This window comes from Pseudomonas moorei, from assembly GCF_008801475.1.
In the GTDB taxonomy this organism is placed as follows: domain Bacteria; phylum Pseudomonadota; class Gammaproteobacteria; order Pseudomonadales; family Pseudomonadaceae; genus Aquipseudomonas; species Aquipseudomonas moorei.
Map to the genome: position 1 here is coordinate 207,966 of NZ_VZPP01000001.1, position 20,721 is coordinate 228,686.

The window sequence follows — 20,721 nt, forward strand, 5'->3', positions numbered from 1 at the left end:
TGGCGGAGAAGGGCATGAGCGATTTTCTAAATGCTGAGCAACTGGAGGGACTGGATGCCTATTGGCGGGCCTCCAACTATCTGGCCGTTGGGCAGATTTACCTCAAGGACAACCCGCTGTTGAAGCTGCCGTTGTCCCTGGAGCACATCAAACCGCGCCTGCTCGGTCATTGGGGCACGACACCCGGATTGAACCTGATCTATACCCACCTCAATCGCTTGATCAAGCAGTACGATCTGAACATGATTTTCATCGCCGGTCCCGGTCATGGCGGCCCGGCGGTGGTCGCCCAGACCTATCTCGAAGGCACGTACACCGAGTTCTGTCCGTCGGTGGAGTGCAATGGCAACGGCCTGGTTCGCCTGTTTCGGCAGTTTTCGTGGCCTTATGGCATTTCCAGCCATGTCTCGGCACAGATTCCCGGATCGATCCACGAAGGCGGCGAACTGGGCTATAGCCTGGCCCATGCCTACGGTGCTGCGTTCGACAATCCTGAACTGATCGTCGCTTGCGTGATCGGTGACGGCGAGGCGGAAACAGGCACGCTGGCCGCCAGTTGGCATTCCAACAAGTTCCTCAATCCGGTGCGTGACGGCGCGGTGTTGCCGATCCTGCACCTTAACGGCTACAAAATCGCCAACCCCACCGTGCTGTCCAGAATCAGTGAGGACGAGCTGTCGGCGCTGCTGTATGGCTATGGCTACGATCCTTATTTCGTTGAAGGCGACGACCCGATGCAAGTGCATCAGGCCCTGGCCCGGACGCTGGACACCATGGTGCTGAAGATCCAGGGCATTCAGCTCGACGCGCGCCGCTCCTGGCGATCCGCACCGCCGGAACGGCCGTTGTGGCCAATGCTGGTGTTACGGACCCCCAAAGGCTGGACCGGCCCGAAATTCGTCGATGGCCATCGTGTCGAGGGCACCTGGCGCGCGCACCAGGTGCCGCTGGCCGATTTCCGGCAACCGGCGCATTTGTGCCAGCTGGAAGAGTGGCTCAACAGCTATCGCCCCGACGAACTGTTCGATGCCAATGGTGCGTTGTTGCCCGAACTGGCGGCGCTGGCACCAACCGGTCATCGACGCATGAGCGCTAACCCCCATGCCAACGGTGGCGCACTGTTGCGAGCGTTGGATCTGCCGTGCTTTGCCGACTATGCCGTGCCGCTCGAAGTGCCGGGCGGCCTGCGTGCTGAGGCCACACGGGTCATGGGTACGTATTTGCGCGACGTGATGAAAAACAACTTGAGCGCCAGTAACTTTCGCCTGTTCGGCCCGGATGAAACCGCCTCGAACCGGCTGGATGCCGTCTATGAGGTCAGCGCCAAGGCCTGGATGGAGCCGCTGGAGCCGGACGACCTCAATCTGGCGGCCGATGGCCGGGTGATGGAAATCCTCAGTGAACAGGTGTGCGAGGGCTGGCTGGAGGGCTATTTGCTGACCGGGCGCCATGGCCTGCTGTCCTGTTACGAGGCCTTCATCCACATCGTCGATTCGATGGTCAACCAGCATGCCAAATGGCTGAAGATCGCCGCCGAGGTGCCATGGCGCAAACCGGTCGCTTCGCTCAACTACCTGCTGACCTCCCATGTCTGGCGTCAGGACCATAACGGTTTCTCCCACCAGGACCCGGGGTTCATCGATCTGGTGGCCAATAAAAAGTCGGACGTGGTGCGCATCTATCTGCCACCGGATGCCAATTGCCTGCTGTCCGTGACCGACCACTGCCTGCGAAGCCGCAACTACATCAACGTCATCGTCGCCGGCAAGCAGCCGGAATGGCAGTGGCTGGATATCGATGCCGCCATCCGCCATTGCCAGGCAGGTATCGGTCGCTGGGCCTGGGCGTGTCGTGATGATGGCGACCCGGACGTGGTGATGGCCTGCGCCGGTGACGTGCCGACCCTGGAAACCCTGGCCGCCGTGACCCTGTTGCGCGAGTACGTGCCGGACTTGCGGGTGCGGGTGGTCAATGTCGTGGACTTGATGGTTTTGCAATCGTCGTTCCAGCACCCCCACGGTCTGCCGGACAGTCGTTTCGATGAGTTCTTTACCCTCGACAAACCGGTGATTTTTGCCTTCCACGGCTACCCGGCGCTGATCCATCGACTGATCTACAAGCGCACCAATCATGAGAATTTCCACGTGCGCGGGTACAAGGAGGAGGGCGCGACCACCACGCCGTTCGACATGGCAGTACTCAACAACCTGGATCGTTATCAGTTGGCCCTGGACGTCATCGAGCGTGTGCCCCGGCTGCACGATCAGGTGCAAGGTGCGCGGTCGCGCTACTGGTCGACCATGGAGAAGCACAAGCTCTATCTCATTGAACACGGGCAGGACATGCCTGAAGTCCTGAACTGGCAATGGACGCCCGTGGCCGCCGGCGCAATCGAACACTCACCCGAGTAGAGGCAGATCATGAGCCAGTACCAAAAGCTGTTATTGATCATCAACCCAGCCTTGCGCCATTCCCCGGCGGTCAATCATGCGGCCGCGCTGGCCAAGGCCAGCGGCGCCAGTTTGCACATCGCAGGGTTGATAGGGCCGCTGGACCTTTTGTCCTTTCTTGAACAGGGTGACCGGGAAACGGCGCGGGAGGCCTACCTGCAGGATCACCGCGACTGGCTCAAGGCGCAGACCGACAATTTGCGTACCCGGGGACTCGAGGTGACGATCGAGGTGGCATGGGCCGATGACCTGCGCGAAGACATCCTGGCGCATGTCGCGGAAATGCAGCCCGACCTGCTGATCAAGGAAGTTCAGCATGAATCCTTGCTCAAGCGGGCCTTTTTCACGCCCCTGGACTGGTACTTGCTGCGTCACTGCCCGATACCGGTGTACCTGGTGGGTGCGAGCAGTTTCGTATTGCCGCGCAAGATTGTTGCCGCGGTGGAGGTGTCCGACAAGGAGTCGCCCGACAACGAACTCAATGAGCGGATCATTCAGCAAGCCACCGCCCTGGCCATGCAATGCGGTGCTGATCTGCATTTGCTCTACGCCTGCAACATTTCGGCGGGTTACCTGGCGGACATGGACGGTCTGACGCTTGCGGAATTGACCAAGGCGTTGCGCAAGGACCTGGAAAAGAACTTCCTCAAGTTGGCGAGCCAATACGGAGTGTCCGCCGACCATCGACATTTCGTGATCGGGCACCCCGTCTCTGCGTTGAGCGAGTTTGCCAATGAGCAGAACGTCGATGTGATCGTGATGGGCAAAGTCCAGTCCGGTGGAGTGGACAAGCTGTTGGGCAGTACGACCGAACACATCCTGTATCAGGTCCCTTGCTGCGTCATGGCGGTCTAGAGGCGTCGAGGGGTGGCAGACCCTCAGGGTGAGGTCTCTGTCACCCGGCCAGCCACTGCAACGGGTTTTAGCGGCAGAAGCGCGGGAAACTCTTCAGGCGTCAGGGTTTCCCGTTCCAGCAGCAACCGCGCACCGGCATCCAGGTCGGCGCGTCGGCTTTCAAGCAAAACCTTGGCCCGTCCGTAGGCCTCGTCGAGCAAGGCACGAATTCCGATGTCGACTTCCCTGGCCGTTTGTTCCGAGTAGTCCTTCTCGCCGACGCCCTGCATGCGCTCACCCAGGTACGTTGCGCTTTGCCGCTCCAATACCGATTGACCGAGTTCTGGGCTCATGCCAAAGCGGGTGATGAATTGCCGGGCGATATCCGTCGCGCGGGCCAGGTCATCGGCCGCGCCGGTGGAAATCTGGCCGTAGGCAAGGAATTCGGCCGCACGCCCAGCCATCAGCACGACGATCCGGTCCTTGAGCATCTGGCAACTGATGAGGAAGTGATCTTCGGTCGGCCGCTGCAGGGTATAGCCCAGCGAGCCGATGGCGCGCGGCACGATCGACACCTTGTGCACCGGGTCCATGGCCGGCAGGCTGCTGGCGGCCAGGGCATGCCCCATCTCGTGATAGGCCACCACCTGGCGCTCTTCGGGGCGCAGCACGCTGCTCTTGCGTTCAACCCCGGCGACAATGCGCTCCACGGCGGCGGTGAAATCGTTCAGGCTGACCGCGTCGGCGCCGCGGCGGGTGGCCACGATGGCCGCTTCGTTGACCAGGTTGGCCAGGTCGGCGCCGGTGAAGCCCGTGGTGATGTCGGCGACGCGCTCTTCATTGAGGCCCGGTTCCACGGTGATCTTTTGCAGGTGGACCTTGAGGATCGCCTGGCGGCCCTTGCGGTCAGGACGATCGACCAGAATCTGCCGGTCGATGCGACCGGCCCTGAGCAGGGCAGGGTCCAGCACTTCCGGACGGTTGGTCGCGGCCAGCAGCACCACGCCTTCGCGCGGGTCGAAGCCGTCCAGTTCGGCCAGCAACTGATTGAGGGTCTGCTCTTTTTCGTCATTGCCGCCGAACGCGCCGACGCCGCGCATTTTGCCTAGGGCGTCCAGTTCGTCGATGAAAATGATGCAGGGTGCTGCCTGCCGCGCTTGTTCGAACAAGTCGTGGACACGGGCGGCACCGACCCCGACGAACATCTCGACAAACTCAGAACCGGAAATCGAGAAAAACGGTACGCCGGCTTCGCCGGCGATGGCCTTGGCGACCAGGGTTTTGCCGGTGCCCGGTGGGCCGACCAGCAATGTGCCCTTGGGAATATGGGCACCCAGGCGCCCATATTTCTCCTTGTCCTTGAGGAACGAAACAATCTCCACCAGTTCGGCCTTGGCTTCATCGATGCCTGCCACATCGGCAAAGGTGATCCCGGTGTCGCGCTGCACGAACACCTTGGCCCGGGACTTGCCGATGCTCATCAGCCCGCCCATGCCTTGCTTTTCCGCCAGCCCGCGAAACAGGAAATGCCACAGCACCATGATCAGGACAAAGGGCAGAATCCAGCCCAGCAGGCTGGCGAGGAAGGTGTTTTCGTTGACCCCGGTAAACCCGACACCGGAGTGGGCGAGATCGGTCGCCAGTGTCGGGTCGACCCGTACGGTCGAGAACTGGGTGTGCCCGTCAATCGGCTCCTGGAGTTTGCCGCTGATCTGGTCCTTCTCGATCTGCAAATCGCTGACCTTTTGCTCGCTAAGCAATTGCAGAAACTGGCTGTAGGGAATGCTCTGCACCACCCGCCGTTCGATAAACAGCATTTGCACCATGCTGAGCATGACGAACGCGACCAAGAAGTAAGACAGGTTCCACTGGTGAGTTTTTTTCATGACCTTGGCTCGGTAATGGGCGCAGGGAGCCGGACAGGCGGCGCTTGAATCACCCAGGGCGGGCTCAGGCAATCAGCAACTGATCGTCCACCTGGCTGACCCCCGGCACCGCCCAGGCGGCCCGTTCCGCGATCTGACGCTCACGCCAGAAATGCACCCGGCCTTCGAGTTTCACCACGCCGCCTTCGACCTTGACGCGTATCGCCTTGGCGTCGACTTCGGCATTGCGTTTGAGGGCTTCTTCGATGCTGTGCTGGATATCGACGACATCCACCCGCGGACGAAGGGTGAGGCGGTTGTCCACGCCCACCACGCCGGACAATTTGCGCACCGCACGCTCTGCGGTTTCTTTCTGGTATTGCCAGTCCACCTGGCCTTCGAGGGTAATCCAGCCCTTCTGCACGGTGAGCTTGATGTCGCCCTCGGGAATGTCGGAGCTCCAGGTGATGATGTTCAAGGCGCGGTTGGCGATGGTGTCATCCGCCGTGCCAGCGCCCTTTTCCAGCCTGACCTGGATTTCCTCGGCCACGGCGCGTACGCCTTTTATGGCTTTGACCGCGCGTTCGGCGTTGACCTTCTGGGCATAGGTATTGACGTGGCCGGAGAGGGTGACAATACCGTTCTCCACGCTCACGCCAATGTTGGCGGCGTCGATGTGCGGCTGGAATTCCAGTTCTTCCAGAATGGTTTTACGTAGGCTCAAGTCGCTCATGATCGTGTCCTGTGGCGGATGTACGGAATGGCAGAGGGTCACATGAACCCGGTTTGTTTTTTTGTACGCCTGATCGACGCGAAGACCTTGAGTTAAATCAATAAGCCTCCAGTGAGCGCCCGTGCAACCCGCCAGCCAGCGATCTGTTGACAAAAATCAGAGTGCGCAGGCGCGGGCACCCGATACTCGGTTCAGTGGTCCGAGGCTTTTCAGCCGCATTCAACCGAGGGAATAACCATGAACAAGTGTGTGTCCGTTGCATTGCTGAGTGTTCTGCTGGCCGCGACGGCCGGGTGCAGCAACAAGCACGCCCAGGAAATCGATGCCCGGCTGGAGTCCGCGGAAAACAACGCCGCTTCGGCACGGCTCAGGGCCGATGAAGCCTACAACAAGGCCGAACAGGCGGCGCAAGCAGCCGCCCAGGCGCAACGCACGGCCGATGAAGCCAATACCCGCGCCAGCCGGATGCTGGAAAAGGCCACGCGCAAGTAATGAGTGATAGCCCGCACGACTGGACGTCGGGTGGGCTGTACGCCGGTAGGCAGGGCGAGGTCTGTGATGGTGAAACTCAAACGTATCCTGTTGATTGCCCCCAACGAAATGGTTCGCACCCCGGCGTTTGACCGGGCCCATGCCCTGGCCAGTGCCACCGGGGCGTTGTTGCACATCGTTGCGTTCGATTATGTGCAGTCACTGGCGGTGGCCGGGCTGTTTGACCACGACGCCATGGCCCAGGCTCGGGAAGGCTACTTGCAGGTGCATCGCCAGTGGCTGGAGCAGCAAGCCAGGTTTCACCGCTGCGTCGGGCGGCCGGTGACCACCGAGGTGGTCTGGGCCAGGACCAGCCTGGCGCACGTGCTCGAGTATGTGAATGACTTCCATCCGGACCTGGTGATCAAGGACACCCACCATGTCCCGGCCCTCGACCGCGCGTTCCACCGTCCCCTGGACTGGCTGTTGCTGCGCGATTGTCCGGCGCACTTGCACCTGGTGACCGGAGCGAAAAACCCGAAACCGTTGAAGATTCTCGCCGCGGTCGATCTGTCGCATCTGGAGCAACTGACCCAGGGCCTCAATGACCGGATTCTCGATTTGGCAGCGACCCTGTCGGCCTCCTGTGGCGCCGCCTTGCACCTGCTCAACGTCAACAGCTGGTCGGTGATGGGCGACTCGCCAACGAGTCTGCCGACCCCCGCGCTGGATGACAGTTTGCGAGACGCGATCAACGATGCGCAGCAAGAGGCGTTTGATGAACTGGCCGATCGCTACGGGATTGAACAGAAGCGCCGGCATCTGGAGACGGGTATCCCGCATCGGGTGATTACACGGTTCGCCCGACAGCACGCCTTCGACATCGTAGTGCTGGGCACGACCTACGCCCATGGGATCGACCGGTTCATCGGCAGCACCGCCGAAAGCGTGTTGAACAAGGCACCGTGCAGTCTGGTGATCGTCAAACCGTTGCCATGGCTCGACTGACAGGGCAGTCGTCGCGCTCATCGTTGATAAAAATCAACAGCACAGAGGCCGCAAAGAGCGATCAATAGCGCTCCCATGAACCTTCAAGGAGACGGCCATGCGCATGACATTTCTGGGCGCAGCGGGCACGGTCACTGGCAGCAAGTACTTGCTCGAGCATCGTGACCAGCATGTACTGATCGATTGCGGGTTGTTCCAGGGCTACAAGCAACTGCGCTTGCACAACTGGGAACCGTTCCGCTTGCCCGTCCAGGACCTCGATGCCATCGTCCTGACCCACGCTCATCTGGATCACAGCGGCTACCTGCCGGTGCTGGTGCGCAATGGCTATCGCGGGCCGGTCTACGCCACGCCCGCGACCTGCGAACTGGTGAAGATCCTGCTGCTCGACAGTGGCCGCTTGCAGGAAGAAGAAGCCGAGTTTGCCAATCGGCACGGGTTCTCCAAACACACGCCCGCGTTGCCGCTCTACACCGAAGACGATGCGCAACGGGCCTTGAAACTGCTGCGACCCATAGAGCTGCATCACCGGATGGACATTGTTCCCGGCATGAGCATTCTGATGCGCTGCGCCGGGCATATCCTCGGGGCCGCCACGGTGGAGGTTGTCGCCGACGGCACCACGCTGGTGTGCTCCGGTGACCTGGGGCGGCCGAACGATCCCTTGATGTACGCCCCGGAGCTCATCGAACAGACCGACTACTTGCTGGTGGAGTCGACCTACGGCGATCGCCAGCACCCGGCCGAGGACCCTGAAGCGCAGTTGGCGGACGTCATCACCCGTACCGCGTTGCGCCATGGCATCACCCTGGTGCCGTCGTTTGCCGTCGGGCGTGCGCAGTTGTTGATGTATCACCTGTATCGGTTGATGCAGAAACGGGCGATCCCGGACTTGCCGATCTACCTGAACAGCCCCATGGCGACGGATGTCACGCTGCTGTACCAACGGTTTCGCAACGAGCATCGGTTGTCCCTGGAGGAATGCGAGGGCATGTGCCATGTGGCGCAGTTCGTACGCACCACCAAGGACTCCATTGAACTGGATCAGCGCAACACCCCGGCCGTGATTATCGCCGCCAGTGGCATGGCCACGGGAGGACGGGTGATTCACCACCTCAAGACCCTGGCCCCCAACCCGGTCAACACTTTGCTGGTCCCGGGTTTCCAGGCCGGTGGTACCCGTGGCGCGCAGATTGTCGCGGGCGCGCCTTCGGTGCGGATCCACGGCAAGGAAGTACCGATACGCGCCGAGGTGGTCCCGATGCAAACCTTGTCCGCCCATGCGGACGCCGACGAAATCATGCAATGGCTGCGCGGATTCAAGCGGCCACCGAAACACACCTATGTCGTGCACGGAGAGCCCAACGCTTCGGATGTGCTGCGTCGACGGATCAGTCTGGAACTGGGCTGGTCGGTGTCGGTGCCGGAGTATCGCGACAGCGTCGAACTGACCCACGTCGACCCGTCTTGACATTCAGCACAGGGCAGGAAAACGCATGAGCACCACCGCCGTCGCCACGGACCATCATCCGGCAATCGTTTCCAGCGGGCTGTGCAAGTGGTTTGGCGAAGGGGATGCGCGGATGAAGGCGGTCGATGAGGTGGCGCTAGTCGCGCAGTTTGGCGAAATGGTGTTCATTGTCGGGCCTTCGGGCAGTGGCAAGACCACGCTGTTGAGCATGATTTCCGGCATATTGCGGCCCGACGCCGGGACGGTCACGATCAATGGTCAGGACATCTGGAGCCTGAGCAGCGATCAACTGGCAGAGCTGCGCCTCAACAACATCGGGTTCGTGTTCCAGGACTACCACCTCTTCGCACGGCTGACCGCCGCCGAGAATGTCGCCATTCCCCTGATTCTCCAGCACCACGACTGGAACGATGCCATCGCACAGGCCAGGCAAAGCCTGGAAGTGGTGGGGCTCAAGGATCGGGGGGACATTCTGCCGGTCAAGCTTTCCGGCGGTGAGCAACAACGGGTGGCCATTGCCCGTGCGATCGTGAGCAGGCCGCAGATCCTGATTCTGGATGAGCCCACGGCATCCCTCGACGGTGATACCGGCAAAATGATCATCGCCTTCGTCAAGGAGCGGGTCCTCAATGAGCAGCGCTGCATCTTGATCGTTACCCACGATGCGCGGATCAACGAGTACGCCGATCGGATCATTTACATGGAAGACGGCCGGATCACCGAGCCCAAGGGAACTTCGCCGTGAACAAGCCCATGCTGTTCGCACTGGCGATCTTGGGTGTCCTGGGCGGATTGATCGCGGCCTATCTGTTCGGACGTACGCCGCAGACACTGCCGCCAGCGTTCGCCCCCGCGAGCAGTAGCTACGAAACCGCCATCTATGCCAACGGCATTATCGAAAGTGAGCAGTCCAGTGGCAGCAACATCGTGATTTACCCGCAGGTGGCCGGGCCCGTGACCCAAGTGCTGGTGCACGAGGGGCAAGAGGTGACCCGCGGCATGCCGTTGGTGACCCTGGACGATGCCTTGCCCAAGGCCAATTTCGAGCTGGCACAAGCCACGTTGACCACCGCTCGGGATCAGTACAACAAACGGCTGGTTTCCTATGGCATCGATCCGAAGTCCATCAGCAAGGACACCCTGGACACGGCCAGGGACCTGGCCAGCCAGGCCCAAGCCGCACTCAAGGCCTCGGCGGTGGCGTTGGCGCAATACGTCATCCGCGCACCCACCGACGGCGTGGTGCTGGCGATCAACAGCACCGTCGGCAGCTATGTGTCGCCCCAAGGTGCGTACGACGCATACACCCAGGGATTCAGCCCGCTCATCGTCATGAGTGGCGACCAGAATCATCTGGCGGTGCGCTGTTATGTCGACGAGATCCTGATTGCCCGTTTGCCTGCCCCCGAGCACATTCAGGCGCAGATGCTGATCCATGGCACGGATATCAAGGTGCCGCTGGAGTTCGTCCGGGTTCAGCCCTATGTGTCGCCGAAGATCGAGTTGTCCAATCAGCGCCAGGAGAAGGTCGACCTGAGGGTGCTGGCGGTGGTTTTCCGTTTCGAGAAAAAAGATCTGCCGAGGGTTTACCCCGGGCAGTTGGTGGATGTCTTCATAGGTCAGAAATGATGGACAGGCCAGGCCGGTTGGGTCGTGTAGGGAGCGGTTGTCTCGTCCTGAGTCTGCTGGTGCTGAGCAGCGCCTGCATGGTCGGGCCCGATTTTACGCGCCCGGCAGCTCCCAGGCAGGAGGCTTACCTGCGCGAGTCCACGCCGGCTGCGGTGGAAGCTGAGGGGCAGGTCCAGCGCTTCGTGCCCGGAGGCGAGGTGACACCGGACTGGTGGCGGTTCTTCCAATCCGCGCCGCTGGATGCGCTGGTGCGGCAGGCGATCTCTGACAACATGACCTTGCAGGCGGCACAAGCGCGCTTGCGCCAAAGCCAGGACACGCTCATGGCCGGTTATGGGGTGTTCTACCCGCAGCTGGATGCCCGCTTCGGTGCGAGTCGCCAGCGCAGCACCCTTGCTCAGCAAGGACTGACCAATACCGGCTCAATCTTCAATGTCCTGACCCTCAGCGGCACGATCAGCTACACCTTCGATGTCTTCGGAGGCGAACGGCGAGCGATCGAGGGCCTGCAAGCCCAGGTGGAGAATCAAACCTGGCTGACCCAGGCGGCTTACCTGACCTTGACGGCCAACGTCGTCAACACCGCGATCGCCCGTGCCGCCTACGCCGCGCAGATCGAGGCCACGCAACAGCTGATTGAGCTGCAACGCCAGCAGCTGCAATCCACCGAGGTACAGGTGCGCAGCGGAACCTCGCCGTATTCGGCGACCTTGAGTCTGCAAAGCCTGATTGCCAGCAACGAGGCGTTGTTGCCGGCGCTGCAGCAGAAAGTCAGCCAGGCCGAGCATCTGCTGGCCACGCTCGAAGGGGTGATGCCGGCGGACGCCAGGCTCCCCGACATCCGCTTGACGGGCCTGTCGCTGCCCGAAAATCTGCCCGTCAGCCTGCCCTCGGTGCTGGTCCGCCAGCGGCCGGATATCCTTTCCGCTGAAGCGCTGTTGCACCAGGCCAGCGCCGATATCGGAGTGGCAACGGCGGCGATGTTTCCCAGTTTCAGCCTTACGGGCACTTACGGAACCGCAGGGTCTTCCACCGGTTCATTGTTCAGCAGTGCCGGACGATTCTGGAGTGTCGGGCCATCGGTCGATATCCCGCTGTTCGAGGGCGGTCGCCTGTGGTACGGCCGCCAGGCCGCGATCGATGCTTATCAGCAAGCGTCGGCGAACTACCGGCAGGTGGTGCTGGAGTCTTTCGCCCAGGTGGCCGATGTCCTCAAGGCGCTGGAGTACGATGCGCAGGTCCTGCAAAAACAGGCCGAGGCGCAAGCCACTGCCCAAGAGGCCCTGAGGCTGTTGCAAGCCAACTATCGCTCGGGCCTGGTGACCTATCTGGAGCTGTTGGTGGCCGATGTGCAGTTGCATCAGGTCAACATCGCTTACTTGCAGGCACTGGCCCAGCGGCATCAGGACACCGTCGCGCTGTTCGTGGCGTTGGGAGGCGGGTGGTGGAACCGGCCCGATGCCGGTGCTGGCGGGCCCGCGCCATGAAGTACAACGGCATCCTGCGCATCGGCTACAAACTCCTGGTCAATGACCGGGCCAAATTCTCCGCGTTGCTGGTGGGTATCACGTTTTCGGTGTTCCTGATGATGCAGATGACGGCGATGTTTGCCGGCATCCTCAACAGGGCCTACTCGACGGTGACCAACATCGGCGCACCGATGTGGATCATTGATCCGGCGGTGAACACCCCGACCAGTGTCATCCCTTTGCCTGACTACCTGCTCGATGCCGTGCGCAGCATGAAGCAGGTGGAATACGCCGTGCCGATTTTCATCGGCAGTGCGCAGGTGCGCCTGGCCAATGGCAATTACCAGGGGGTCAGCGTGATCGGCCTGGACGACACCAGCCTGTTTGGTCGTCCGGCGCTGGAGCAGGGCGTTATCGAGGATATCTACGCCGAGAACGCCTTCATCATGGTCCACGATGCGGAGTTTTCGAAACTGGGCAACCCGACGATCGGCACCTCCTTTGAACTCAACGACCACCGCGGCACCATTGTTGGCATCGCCAAGGTCCTGGTCGGCGGCTTGACCGGCGTACCGACGCTGTACACCACCTACCGGCGCGCCACCGAGTACATTCCGACCACCCGTTTCAAGGTGTCCTACATCTTGCTCAAATCCAGGAGCAAACAGGCTCAGGCCGCGATCAAGCAACAAGTAGCGCAGTTGGGTTATGTCGCCCTTACCAGGCAGGAGTTCAACCAGCGCATCGCCAATTACTACATCTATCAAACCGGGGTGGGCACCAATATCCTGATGATGACGATCATCAGTTTTCTGGTCGGCCTGTCGATTTCCGGCCAGACGTTTTACACCTTCATTCTGGAAAACCTGGACAAGTTCGCCGCCCTCAAGGCCATTGGGGCCAAGAGTCGGGAGTTGGTCTACATGATCCTGTTCATGGCAACGTTTACGGCCATGACCGGTTACGGGCTGGGCATCGGGCTGGTGACCCTGATGATTGCTATCGCACGGAGCTACCTGCCCAACTATGCCGCCATCATCACGTTCTGGAATCTTGGCCTGGCGTTTGGGCTGGTGCTGTTGATTGCCGGTTTTTCCAGTTACCTGGGGATCCGCAAAGTCCTGAGGATCGAGCCGTTCGATATTTTCAGGGGGTGAGGCGGGGCGGGGCCAAAGGTTAAAACCATCGGTCTTCACTCGGATCCGCGAGGCAAAAAAAACCCTTGCCGGTTTCCCGGCAAGGGGCGCAGCCGCCTGGGATTTACTCGCCTTTGACTGGCACGACTTTATCCGCTTTCATGGCCTCGGGCTTTTTCGGCAACGAGATGCTCAGCACTCCTTTGCTGAAACTCGCTTCGATCTTGTCGGCGTCGACCCCTTTGGGCAGGTTGAACACCCGCTCGAAGGAGCCATAGTGACGCTCGCTAAGGTAGTAGCCCTTCCTTTTCTCTTCCTTGTCCTCTTTCTTTTCGCCTTTGATGATCAGGTTGCCGTTCGACACTTTGATCTCAATGTTCTTTTGATCCATGCCGGGCAATTCGGCAGTGATTTCGAAGCTTGCGTCTTTTTCGCTGATGTCCACGGCCGGCATGCCATGCCCTGTCAGCTCACGCTTCCAGAAGGGTTCGACATCAAACAGCCCGCGACCGAAGGGTGACAGGCTCGAACCGCGATTGAAGTCGTCGAACAGGTGATCGACCTGCTGCCGAAGCTTTTCCAGCGGCCGCCAAAGGTCTGTCGTCACGGGGTGTTGACCGGCCTTTTCGTCGGGATGCTCGGGCATTTTTTTCACGGAATTGCTCATTTTTCATGACTCCTATGGTGAAGGGCAGGCTGCGAATGCCAGTCCGCCCAGTTCAAACGGGTAGTCAACGATGTGGCTGTCTCGGGCCTTGCGGACGCGCATTGATGGAAAGCCTTCACGAGACGAGCGTTTGCGCAGACGCCGAATTCGAGGGGCGAGTGCTAGTTCTAATGTCGGCGTAAACGCCCAAGGCGTGTTTGATTTAGATCAGGAAGAGGGCGAACGCTTTTGGTGGCCTGTGACCGTCATCACTTCCTTTGGCCAAGGCCGTCGGTAATCAGTCCAGACGGCGGTTTCGAACAGGTTCATCCCTTGAAAATCAGTGGCTTGCGTTTCGGGTGTCGTGCTAACCTATTGATCTGCTTGGCTTTGTCAGTGGATGAGCCACTTGCCTGGGGCGGTGCCGTTCCGACTTTGGTGTCCACTGTTAAACAAGTTCCGTAGATCCATGATTTACGGAGCTTTTTTATTCGCGCCGGCTTGTAAGATTTAGTCTGCAAAAGGGCATATGCGAACTTGCTTCACCAGGACGGGATGTATATATTCCCCCTCTGCTGCACAAGGTCAGGGCTGCCAGATCGTATTGGCCAGACTTCAGACCGCTTCACCGCGCTACCGCCCGAATGGCGAAACTGGTAGACGCATGGGACTTAAAATCCCCCGCTCGTAAGGGCGTGCCGGTTCGATTCCGGCTTCGGGCACCATCTTCGCTTCTCAGCTTTTATCACTGCTTCTCAAAAGGCCCGGCTCCCGCGATGGAGTCGGGCTTTTCTGTTATCAGCGATTCTCACCAATTATCACCACATCTCATATTTTTTAGTACATCATTCAGTCCTTTCCCAGTTCGACTGATTCGGTGATGTACTAATGCCCCTCACAGATACCGCTGTGCGCCAGGCCAAGCCGGCCGACAAAGAGTTCTCCATAACCGACGGCGGCGGCCTCTCCCTGTTCGTGGCCCCCAATGGCACGAAGTCTTGGCATTTCCGGTTCTCATGGCACGGCAAGCAGCCGCGCATGTCGCTGGGCACCTATCCTGAAATTTCCCTGAAAGAAGCTCGCGAGAAACGTGATCAAGCCCGTTCGCTTGTCGCAAAGGGTATTGACCCTCGCTCAGAGCGCAGAAAAGAGAAGCAGGCCGCTGCTGATTCGTCGATCAAGACCTTCGAAGTAGTGGCCGGCGAGTGGTATGCCTTCAAACTTCCGCGTTGGGCTGAGGCCAAGAAGGGCGCGGCCAAGCAGGCCCAGCTCTATCTGGACAAAGACCTGCTGCCGTCGCTGGGCAGGATTCCTATCGCCGAGGTCACTCGCAAGGATGTACTAGCCACCCTGCGGATCATCGAGAAGCGCGGCGCGCTGAATGTCGCCCGCAAATGCCGAACATGGTTGAATGAGATTTTCCGGTTCGGGATGGCCTCGGAGTACCTGGATGTCAACCCGGCGGCGGATCTAGATATCGTGGCGGCCAAGGAGCCCCCTGAGAAACATAACCCAATGCTGCGCCAGCATGAGCTGAAAGAGTTCCTGGCTGCGCTGCGCGATGCCGACCTGAAAGAGTACACCCGCAGTGCTATCAGGCTTCTACTGCTGACTGGTGTGCGCACAATCGAATTACGCAGTGCGACCATCGATCAGTTCGACTTTGAAGCAGCGCTGTGGACCGTTCCGGCCGGCACCGTGAAGCAGTTGAAGAAGATGATCAGGGTAAAGGGGGAGGGGGTTGTTCCGCCATATCTGGTGCCACTGTCGCGGCAGGCGGTAGAGGAAGCGCGCAAAGTGCACCAGATGACTGGCCGCTACAAGCTGCTGATCGCAGGCCGGCATGAGCCGACAATTCCAATCAGCGACGGCACAGTCAACATGGCACTGAGGCGCATGGGATATGAAGGCAGGCTGACCGGGCACGGTATCCGCGCCACGATCTCAACGGCCCTGAACGAGATGGGGTACAACGAGGACTGGATCGAGGCGCAGCTTTCTCACGCTGGCTCCAGCAAGATCAGGAAGGTGTACAACCACGCAGAGTACGTGGAGCAGCGGCGAGGAATGATGCAGGACTGGGCTGACTACCTGGATGCGCTGGAGGCGGAGGCCTGATCTACCCGGGCTGCTGATTTGCGGCCAGCCCACTGGTCAACCTCTGACCTGATCCAAGCCACGGCGGAATCCCCAATCTTCACTTGCTTAGGGAATTTCCCATTCACAGCCATTCGGTAAATGGTTGCGGTGCTGAGCCCGCAGATTCGCTTCACCTCCGGCAGTCGGATGAATTCGATTTCTTCAGTTGCTGTATTCATGGGGACTCCTTGCTCATATCTTTGTCGATCTCGGCATCCCAGTCTTCAGGAAGCACGCTGCCGCCCAACCGCTCCAGCAACAGGCCATCGTCCCAAGTTGCCTTAAGGTGCAGGTAACGCGCCGAATTCTTGCGTAGCGCCTCTATCTCGGCCAGCTGGTGGATCTCTCGCTCGGTTGAGCGGGCGACTTCGGCCTTGAGTTGGTCGGCTAGATGCCATGGCGTCCAGTAGCCGTCAGTCATCAGCACCGCCAAAGGTTGCTGAGGGCCATTCCAGCGAAGTCCATAGCGGGGCAGACCCTCACCTTCAGGCGGCCGCGGGGGAAATGCGGGCTGAATTCCGCGCAGTCGATCAATCTCGGCGAGCAGAGCCAGGACCGTCGCAGGATTGGCGGCGAGCACCAGATCTGCATAATCCTTGTTCTGCGCCATGAATTCGGGGAATGACCGGTTCTGATGCACGTCGAAGACAATGCCGTTGTCGTTGCGGATGTAGAGCGCGCCAGGGCACTCCATGTACCGAAGCGGTAGCAGGTCTTCACAGGCCTCGGCGGCCTTCTTGAGTTCGCTGTAGTCGGTCATGACTGCCCCCTCAAAATGGTATTTGGCAGTGGTGTTTGAATATGCAGCCAGCCTCGCCGCAGTCGTCGCATGGCTCATCGGATGGCGAGACGTGCTTTTCGGGCTCATGCGTCATGCTCATCCAGTCGGGTTTCTCGAAACTGATCTCTGTCAGCTCCCATCCCGGCCGGAAAAGGACATTGCCGTATTCATCACTTTCACCTTGATCGTGGCAGGCGTAATAGACGTACTCGCCAGGGCCCTTGCTGAATTCGTGCTCGCCCTTCAATTCCTCTTCAATCTCGGCCAGGGCGTCTACCGTTACCTCGCCGTTTACAGCGCAGATGAAAGCGTCATCGTCATCGCCTGCATTCCAAACCCTGACCACTAAATCCTTTCTGGGCCGGAACATCGCTACGCTCGCCACCCCATCCCTGAACCCTTGCGCCGCAGCGGTGGTCATGTCGACGGCGGTGTAGCCAGGAGTAGGGCCGCCGCGAAGGTGCTCGATCATCTGCGCCTGCTGGGCGATGGTGGCATGGGCTGCGATCAGGTCGCCGTTGTCGCGCAGGGTCTGCTGGAGCGGGTGAAGGTTTTGCTGTTCGCGGGACGCTTGCCACGCCAAGCAGGCCAGTCTGAGCATCGGGTCTGCAAAGCTGCCATCCTGACGCACCCAAGCCAGATTCTTCCCTGCCTGAGTCCTGACGCTCTCGCCGTAGGATTGAGTTACCTCCGCCAGATACCAGGCGGAAAACTCTTCGCGCATTTGCTCGCTCATATTTTCCTCCATGCAGCAGCCGACACCATCGCCCAGCGCTCTTGGGTGACGATGATGAAATTGCGGATACCGGTCAGGACCTTGTGCATCTCGCCGTCGAACTCGACGAATGAGTCGGTCTTGCGGATGTCTGGTACGCGGTCGATGGTGTCGAGCAGCTTGCCCGGGCCGCCTGCGGGGTTTTGCTCATGGATGTCATACTGCATGGCGTTCCACCTCGATGCGTTTCTGGATGCCAACCCGATAGCCTTCCGGCCTCATCGCGGCAGTGCGTTCAATGTTGGCGATGACCCGCTCAATACCGCCGAATCGTTCGTCCAGCTTTCGCCCGGCCTCGATCAACTGATCAGCCAGGTTCCAGCCTTCTCTTTCTTCAATGCGAGACATGGGGATGCTCCGGCCGCGCGGGGCGGCAAGCAGGGGAGTTATTTGGCGGGAGTGGAATCAGGCGCGGTGGCCGCGACTGCAGAACCAGTCAAGTGCTTCGATGATGCGAGGGTTTTCGTACCAGTCTTCTATTTCCCGGCGCTCGTTGCGATCGCGGAAGAAAATCGGGCCGAGTTAGTTATGCCAGCTCATGAACACTCGAGTCCCGTCAGACAGAGGCAGGCGAAAGAATGGTGAAACGCAGATGAAGCCATATTCGATCCGAATGCATGTCATCACCGCGGCCCCTCGTAGCAATACACATAGGCGAACCAGGCGAGGGCGATCATTGATTCAGCTCCTTGACCTTGTCGAGGCAGGCGTTCCAGCCTTTGCGATATGCGTAATCCGATGGCGGCTCAATTCGCTCAGGCAGCACCACCACTACCGGCGCGGGCGGCGAGACGTAGAGAGGCTTGTCATATGGACTTGGTTCTATGTTTTCTGAAGGAAAGAAAAGCCCCTTCATTCCATTTGGGTGCACGGTCATATAGGCATCGGGTTGACTCTCGACGACTGGGGCGGCGAGCAGGGCGCGGATTTCTTGCTGAGCTTTAAATGCTTCGTCGCCCCACACAAGATTGCGCTCAAGCATTTTCGCCAGCTCTCGCGACATGGTTACGGTTTTATCGTTGGTCATGGCTTCAGTCTCCCCAGCAGCTAAGTTCTTCGGCGATTTCTTCAGCAGGTTCGCCAATCTCGCTGACACTGCCTTCGTATTCATAGTTGTCGTATATCGTGGCGCCAGTCTCCCAGCAGAATTGCAGATTGCGCGGCGACCAATACCCGAAGATTTTCCGCATGTGCAGTGCTGCACGAAGTATCCAGATGAACTTTTTCATTCGCTTGCTCCCGATTCGGTGGGTTTGATGGCAGCGTCAACTTCTTGAATGAAGCCAATGTGCCAATCGTAATCAGGGTGCCGGACGTACTCAGCAGCATCACGTAGCAACGAGATCAGCTCCACATTACGCCGCTCGGCGTCCGCAAGGCGCTGCTTTGCTTCAGCTAGTTCCGAGGTCAGTGCATTGGCCTTTTTCGACCATGCGCGACGGCTCTTATTCAGGCATGGGATGCAGTCGTAAACAGTACCGACCTCAAGATAGCCGGGAGGTACGCCAGCTTCAGGGTGCGGGTTCTTTGTTTGCTTCAGGCCGCAGAAGCACAACGGTCCCGGAGACTTCAGAGTCGCCAGCTCTTCCCGCAAAGCAGCCAGTTCGGATTGAATAGGGTCTTGGCAGCCACCGTGCGGAGAACACATGCCAGGCGTTTTGCAGGCATCCATAGATTTACGACAGATCATTCCAAATCCTCCGATAGTCCGTTATGAAATAGGCAGCAGGCGAGGGCGACTGCGATGATCGACAGCAAGGCCCAGCCGGTGAAGAAATTCGTCAGCATGATTGAGCCCTCGTTGCCCTGATCCATGTTTGGAAGGTCTGCCTACAGAAGCCAATGTGCGCCTCGATGTCGTCCCACTTCTTGCCCTGGGCGCGCATATCCAACGCCATGTTTAGGTACTCGTCGGTGAGTTCGCGCTTTCGACCCTTATTACCAAGCACGATCCCGGCATTGTTGAGATAGCGCACGACAGTTGGGTATGAGCAACCGACAGCCTTGGCGATGCTGGATGCCGGGTGACCAGCTGCATTCATCGTAAAAATCTGGCCGATCGACTGAGGCGACAAAGTTGGCTGTCTCAATCCGCCGCGCACCTTTCTGGCGTAGTGCATCGAGCACAGGCCGCCTGTCTTGGCTTTTTTCCCGCAGTCTTCCTCAGAGCAGGGGCCGCCGTTCAGGGTTTCATGATTGGACATCTTCATTCCTCCGCGCGTGTTCCCGTTGCCGGGCCTTGCTGCATTTATCGTGGTTTCCGGTGCTGCGGGGCTTCCGGCACTGGTCGCAGAAAAAGTGAAGCTCCATGTGGCCCGCAGCGAGTTTTCCTTTGGATGACATAGGGCCTCCCGGAAGGGTGAGGTGATGGGGGAATGGGTTAAGCGCGCTCGCCGAGATCCAGACCGATTTGGCTGACGCGATCGACACAGGCTGGATTCAGCCAGATGCATTCCGTTCGATTGGCGGTGCCGCGCCCGGCACTGATACGCGCCGATGTGCTGTAGCTGGCCCAGCCTGGGAGAAGCTCCGAATACAGGTCACTCGGGTATCCCGAAAGCACGACCATTCCTTCTAGCTCGAGCAAAGTGCTGAGTAATTCCCGGTGGGCGGCATCATCCATCTCGTGCTTGTAATACCGTCCGCTCGATGCACCTTTGTATCTGGTGTCGTGCACGTAGGGCGGGTCCACGTAGTGCAGAGTCTGGGGGCCGTCGTGAGCGGTGATGACCTCGATCGCTGGGCGGTTCTCGATCAGCACGCCACTCAGACGCTGGCCAACTTCGGCAAGTTGTTCCGGATACGCAGCCCAAAGTGATTGGGCTGTGCCGTACTGCCTCTTCGTATCGATGCGAAACCCTGTGACACCCTTGGTTGCTCCGGCGGACCCGAAACCCATCTGGGCGCGGATGATCGTTCTTCTTGCACGTTCGATCGGCTCTGCGCTCGGCTCCCATGATAATTCGAACTCTTCGCGTGAGTAGGGCGTGAATACAAGCCGCTCGACTAATCCCGATCGCGCAATCTGATCCTGCAGGACGCGGAACAGGTTCACGATATCGCCATCCAAGTCGTTGTATACCTCGGCATATGCTCGAGGTTTCTGCATCAAGACGCCTGCGGCGCCTCCGAATGACTCTACGTAGCAGGTATGTGGCGGGAAGTGCTGAAGCACCCATGGTGCTAGTCGGAACTTGGCTCCGTGGTAGCGGATGACCGGCGCTGTAATAGTCATTCTTTATTTCCAGTCAGGCGCCGCCCTCCGTGACCGGATGCGACAAATTTAAGGTTTCGTGACAGGTGGCCGTGACGCA

Annotated in this window: 24 protein-coding genes and 1 tRNA gene; 12 read left to right on the plus strand and 13 right to left on the minus strand. The window is 59.6% G+C overall.

Going from position 1 to position 20,721, the window contains the following annotated elements:
* Nucleotides 1-14: 14 nt before the first annotated feature.
* Both F7R06_RS00920 and F7R06_RS00925 read left to right on the plus strand, forming a co-directional pair.
* Nucleotides 15-2,411 carry a phosphoketolase family protein gene (locus F7R06_RS00920; protein ID WP_090322532.1) on the plus strand — a complete coding sequence of 799 codons (2,397 nt, stop codon included), beginning with the start codon at nucleotides 15-17 and terminating at the stop codon, nucleotides 2,409-2,411.
* Nucleotides 2,412-2,420: 9 nt separating this feature from the next.
* Nucleotides 2,421-3,305: a universal stress protein gene (locus F7R06_RS00925; RefSeq protein WP_090322529.1), complete on the plus strand. Its 885-nt coding sequence runs from the start codon at nucleotides 2,421-2,423 to the stop codon at nucleotides 3,303-3,305.
* Nucleotides 3,306-3,328: 23 nt separating this feature from the next.
* Here the strand turns inward: F7R06_RS00925 and ftsH are convergent, their stop codons facing one another.
* Nucleotides 3,329-5,170, minus strand: a complete 1,842-nt coding sequence (ftsH, locus tag F7R06_RS00930; protein ID WP_090322527.1) for an ATP-dependent zinc metalloprotease FtsH — start codon at nucleotides 5,168-5,170, stop codon at nucleotides 3,329-3,331.
* Between the two features lie 64 nt (nucleotides 5,171-5,234).
* The gene (locus tag F7R06_RS00935; RefSeq protein WP_090322524.1) at nucleotides 5,235-5,882 is read right to left on the minus strand and encodes a BON domain-containing protein; all 648 of its coding nucleotides are present in this window, start codon (nucleotides 5,880-5,882) and stop codon (nucleotides 5,235-5,237) included.
* Nucleotides 5,883-6,119: 237 nt separating this feature from the next.
* On the opposite strand from F7R06_RS00935, the gene F7R06_RS00940 reads away from it, so the two are divergent.
* From F7R06_RS00940 to F7R06_RS00970, 7 genes are all read left to right on the plus strand, one after another.
* Nucleotides 6,120-6,374 (plus strand): Lpp/OprI family alanine-zipper lipoprotein, encoded by a 255-nt coding sequence (locus tag F7R06_RS00940; RefSeq protein WP_090322521.1) that lies wholly within the window; start codon nucleotides 6,120-6,122, stop codon nucleotides 6,372-6,374.
* 66 nt (nucleotides 6,375-6,440) lie between these two features.
* Complete coding sequence (locus F7R06_RS00945) at nucleotides 6,441-7,361, plus strand: universal stress protein (protein ID WP_090322519.1); 921 nt, start codon at nucleotides 6,441-6,443, stop codon at nucleotides 7,359-7,361.
* A 97-nt stretch (nucleotides 7,362-7,458) separates the two neighbouring features.
* Complete coding sequence (locus F7R06_RS00950; RefSeq protein ID WP_090322516.1) at nucleotides 7,459-8,832, plus strand: MBL fold metallo-hydrolase RNA specificity domain-containing protein; 1,374 nt, start codon at nucleotides 7,459-7,461, stop codon at nucleotides 8,830-8,832.
* Between the two features lie 25 nt (nucleotides 8,833-8,857).
* Nucleotides 8,858-9,577: an ABC transporter ATP-binding protein gene (locus F7R06_RS00955; RefSeq protein ID WP_090322515.1), complete on the plus strand. Its 720-nt coding sequence runs from the start codon at nucleotides 8,858-8,860 to the stop codon at nucleotides 9,575-9,577.
* A complete protein-coding gene (locus tag F7R06_RS00960; protein WP_090322512.1) occupies nucleotides 9,574-10,461 on the plus strand; it encodes an efflux RND transporter periplasmic adaptor subunit in 888 nt (295 codons plus the stop codon). The genes F7R06_RS00955 and F7R06_RS00960 overlap by 4 nt, the downstream gene beginning before the upstream one ends.
* Entirely contained in the window at nucleotides 10,461-11,948 is a 1,488-nt protein-coding gene (locus F7R06_RS00965) for an efflux transporter outer membrane subunit (protein WP_281198269.1), read from the plus strand. Before F7R06_RS00960 ends, F7R06_RS00965 begins: the two co-directional genes overlap by 1 nt.
* A complete protein-coding gene (locus tag F7R06_RS00970; RefSeq protein ID WP_090322506.1) occupies nucleotides 11,945-13,087 on the plus strand; it encodes an ABC transporter permease in 1,143 nt (380 codons plus the stop codon). The genes F7R06_RS00965 and F7R06_RS00970 overlap by 4 nt, the downstream gene beginning before the upstream one ends.
* Before the next feature lie 103 nt (nucleotides 13,088-13,190).
* Here F7R06_RS00970 and F7R06_RS00975 read toward each other — a convergent pair whose 3' ends face one another.
* Nucleotides 13,191-13,733 (minus strand): Hsp20/alpha crystallin family protein, encoded by a 543-nt coding sequence (locus tag F7R06_RS00975; protein ID WP_090322503.1) that lies wholly within the window; start codon nucleotides 13,731-13,733, stop codon nucleotides 13,191-13,193.
* A gap of 617 nt (nucleotides 13,734-14,350) precedes the next feature.
* Between F7R06_RS00975 and F7R06_RS00980 the strand changes: the two genes are divergently transcribed.
* Both F7R06_RS00980 and F7R06_RS00985 read left to right on the plus strand, forming a co-directional pair.
* Nucleotides 14,351-14,437 (plus strand) — tRNA-Leu (locus F7R06_RS00980).
* A 163-nt stretch (nucleotides 14,438-14,600) separates the two neighbouring features.
* Nucleotides 14,601-15,830 carry a tyrosine-type recombinase/integrase gene (locus F7R06_RS00985; protein ID WP_090322500.1) on the plus strand — a complete coding sequence of 410 codons (1,230 nt, stop codon included), beginning with the start codon at nucleotides 14,601-14,603 and terminating at the stop codon, nucleotides 15,828-15,830.
* Here the strand turns inward: F7R06_RS00985 and F7R06_RS31195 are convergent.
* The 9 genes from F7R06_RS31195 to F7R06_RS30680 form a co-directional block, all read right to left on the minus strand.
* Nucleotides 15,800-16,030 (minus strand): helix-turn-helix transcriptional regulator, encoded by a 231-nt coding sequence (locus tag F7R06_RS31195; protein ID WP_090322495.1) that lies wholly within the window; start codon nucleotides 16,028-16,030, stop codon nucleotides 15,800-15,802. The two genes, F7R06_RS00985 and F7R06_RS31195, sit on opposite strands and share 31 nt — an antisense overlap.
* Nucleotides 16,027-16,611 (minus strand): hypothetical protein, encoded by a 585-nt coding sequence (locus F7R06_RS00995; protein WP_090322492.1) that lies wholly within the window; start codon nucleotides 16,609-16,611, stop codon nucleotides 16,027-16,029. The genes F7R06_RS31195 and F7R06_RS00995 overlap by 4 nt, the downstream gene beginning before the upstream one ends.
* 10 nt (nucleotides 16,612-16,621) lie before the next feature.
* Nucleotides 16,622-17,368 carry a hypothetical protein gene (locus F7R06_RS01000; RefSeq protein ID WP_090322490.1) on the minus strand — a complete coding sequence of 249 codons (747 nt, stop codon included), beginning with the start codon at nucleotides 17,366-17,368 and terminating at the stop codon, nucleotides 16,622-16,624.
* A complete protein-coding gene (locus F7R06_RS01005) occupies nucleotides 17,365-17,574 on the minus strand; it encodes a hypothetical protein (RefSeq protein ID WP_090322486.1) in 210 nt (69 codons plus the stop codon). The genes F7R06_RS01000 and F7R06_RS01005 overlap by 4 nt, the downstream gene beginning before the upstream one ends.
* The gene (locus F7R06_RS01010) at nucleotides 17,564-17,755 is read right to left on the minus strand and encodes a hypothetical protein (RefSeq protein ID WP_090322483.1); all 192 of its coding nucleotides are present in this window, start codon (nucleotides 17,753-17,755) and stop codon (nucleotides 17,564-17,566) included. Before F7R06_RS01010 ends, F7R06_RS01005 begins: the two co-directional genes overlap by 11 nt.
* 325 nt (nucleotides 17,756-18,080) lie before the next feature.
* Nucleotides 18,081-18,434, minus strand: a complete 354-nt coding sequence (locus F7R06_RS01020) for a hypothetical protein (RefSeq protein ID WP_090322481.1) — start codon at nucleotides 18,432-18,434, stop codon at nucleotides 18,081-18,083.
* Nucleotides 18,435-18,438: 4 nt separating this feature from the next.
* On the minus strand, nucleotides 18,439-18,636 hold the full coding sequence (locus F7R06_RS01025; protein WP_090322478.1) for a hypothetical protein: 198 nt from the start codon (nucleotides 18,634-18,636) through the stop codon (nucleotides 18,439-18,441).
* Nucleotides 18,633-19,097, minus strand: coding sequence for a hypothetical protein (locus F7R06_RS01030; RefSeq protein ID WP_090322475.1), 465 nt, complete (start codon nucleotides 19,095-19,097; stop codon nucleotides 18,633-18,635). Before F7R06_RS01030 ends, F7R06_RS01025 begins: the two co-directional genes overlap by 4 nt.
* A gap of 91 nt (nucleotides 19,098-19,188) precedes the next feature.
* The gene (locus tag F7R06_RS30680) at nucleotides 19,189-19,611 is read right to left on the minus strand and encodes a helix-turn-helix domain-containing protein (protein WP_159437808.1); all 423 of its coding nucleotides are present in this window, start codon (nucleotides 19,609-19,611) and stop codon (nucleotides 19,189-19,191) included.
* Here F7R06_RS30680 and F7R06_RS30685 point away from each other — a divergent pair.
* Nucleotides 19,604-19,747: a hypothetical protein gene (locus F7R06_RS30685; protein ID WP_159437806.1), complete on the plus strand. Its 144-nt coding sequence runs from the start codon at nucleotides 19,604-19,606 to the stop codon at nucleotides 19,745-19,747. The genes F7R06_RS30680 and F7R06_RS30685 overlap by 8 nt on opposite strands.
* 40 nt (nucleotides 19,748-19,787) lie before the next feature.
* Here the strand turns inward: F7R06_RS30685 and F7R06_RS01040 are convergent, their stop codons facing one another.
* The gene (locus F7R06_RS01040) at nucleotides 19,788-20,642 is read right to left on the minus strand and encodes a DNA adenine methylase (protein ID WP_090322473.1); all 855 of its coding nucleotides are present in this window, start codon (nucleotides 20,640-20,642) and stop codon (nucleotides 19,788-19,790) included.
* Nucleotides 20,643-20,721: the final 79 nt, after the last annotated feature.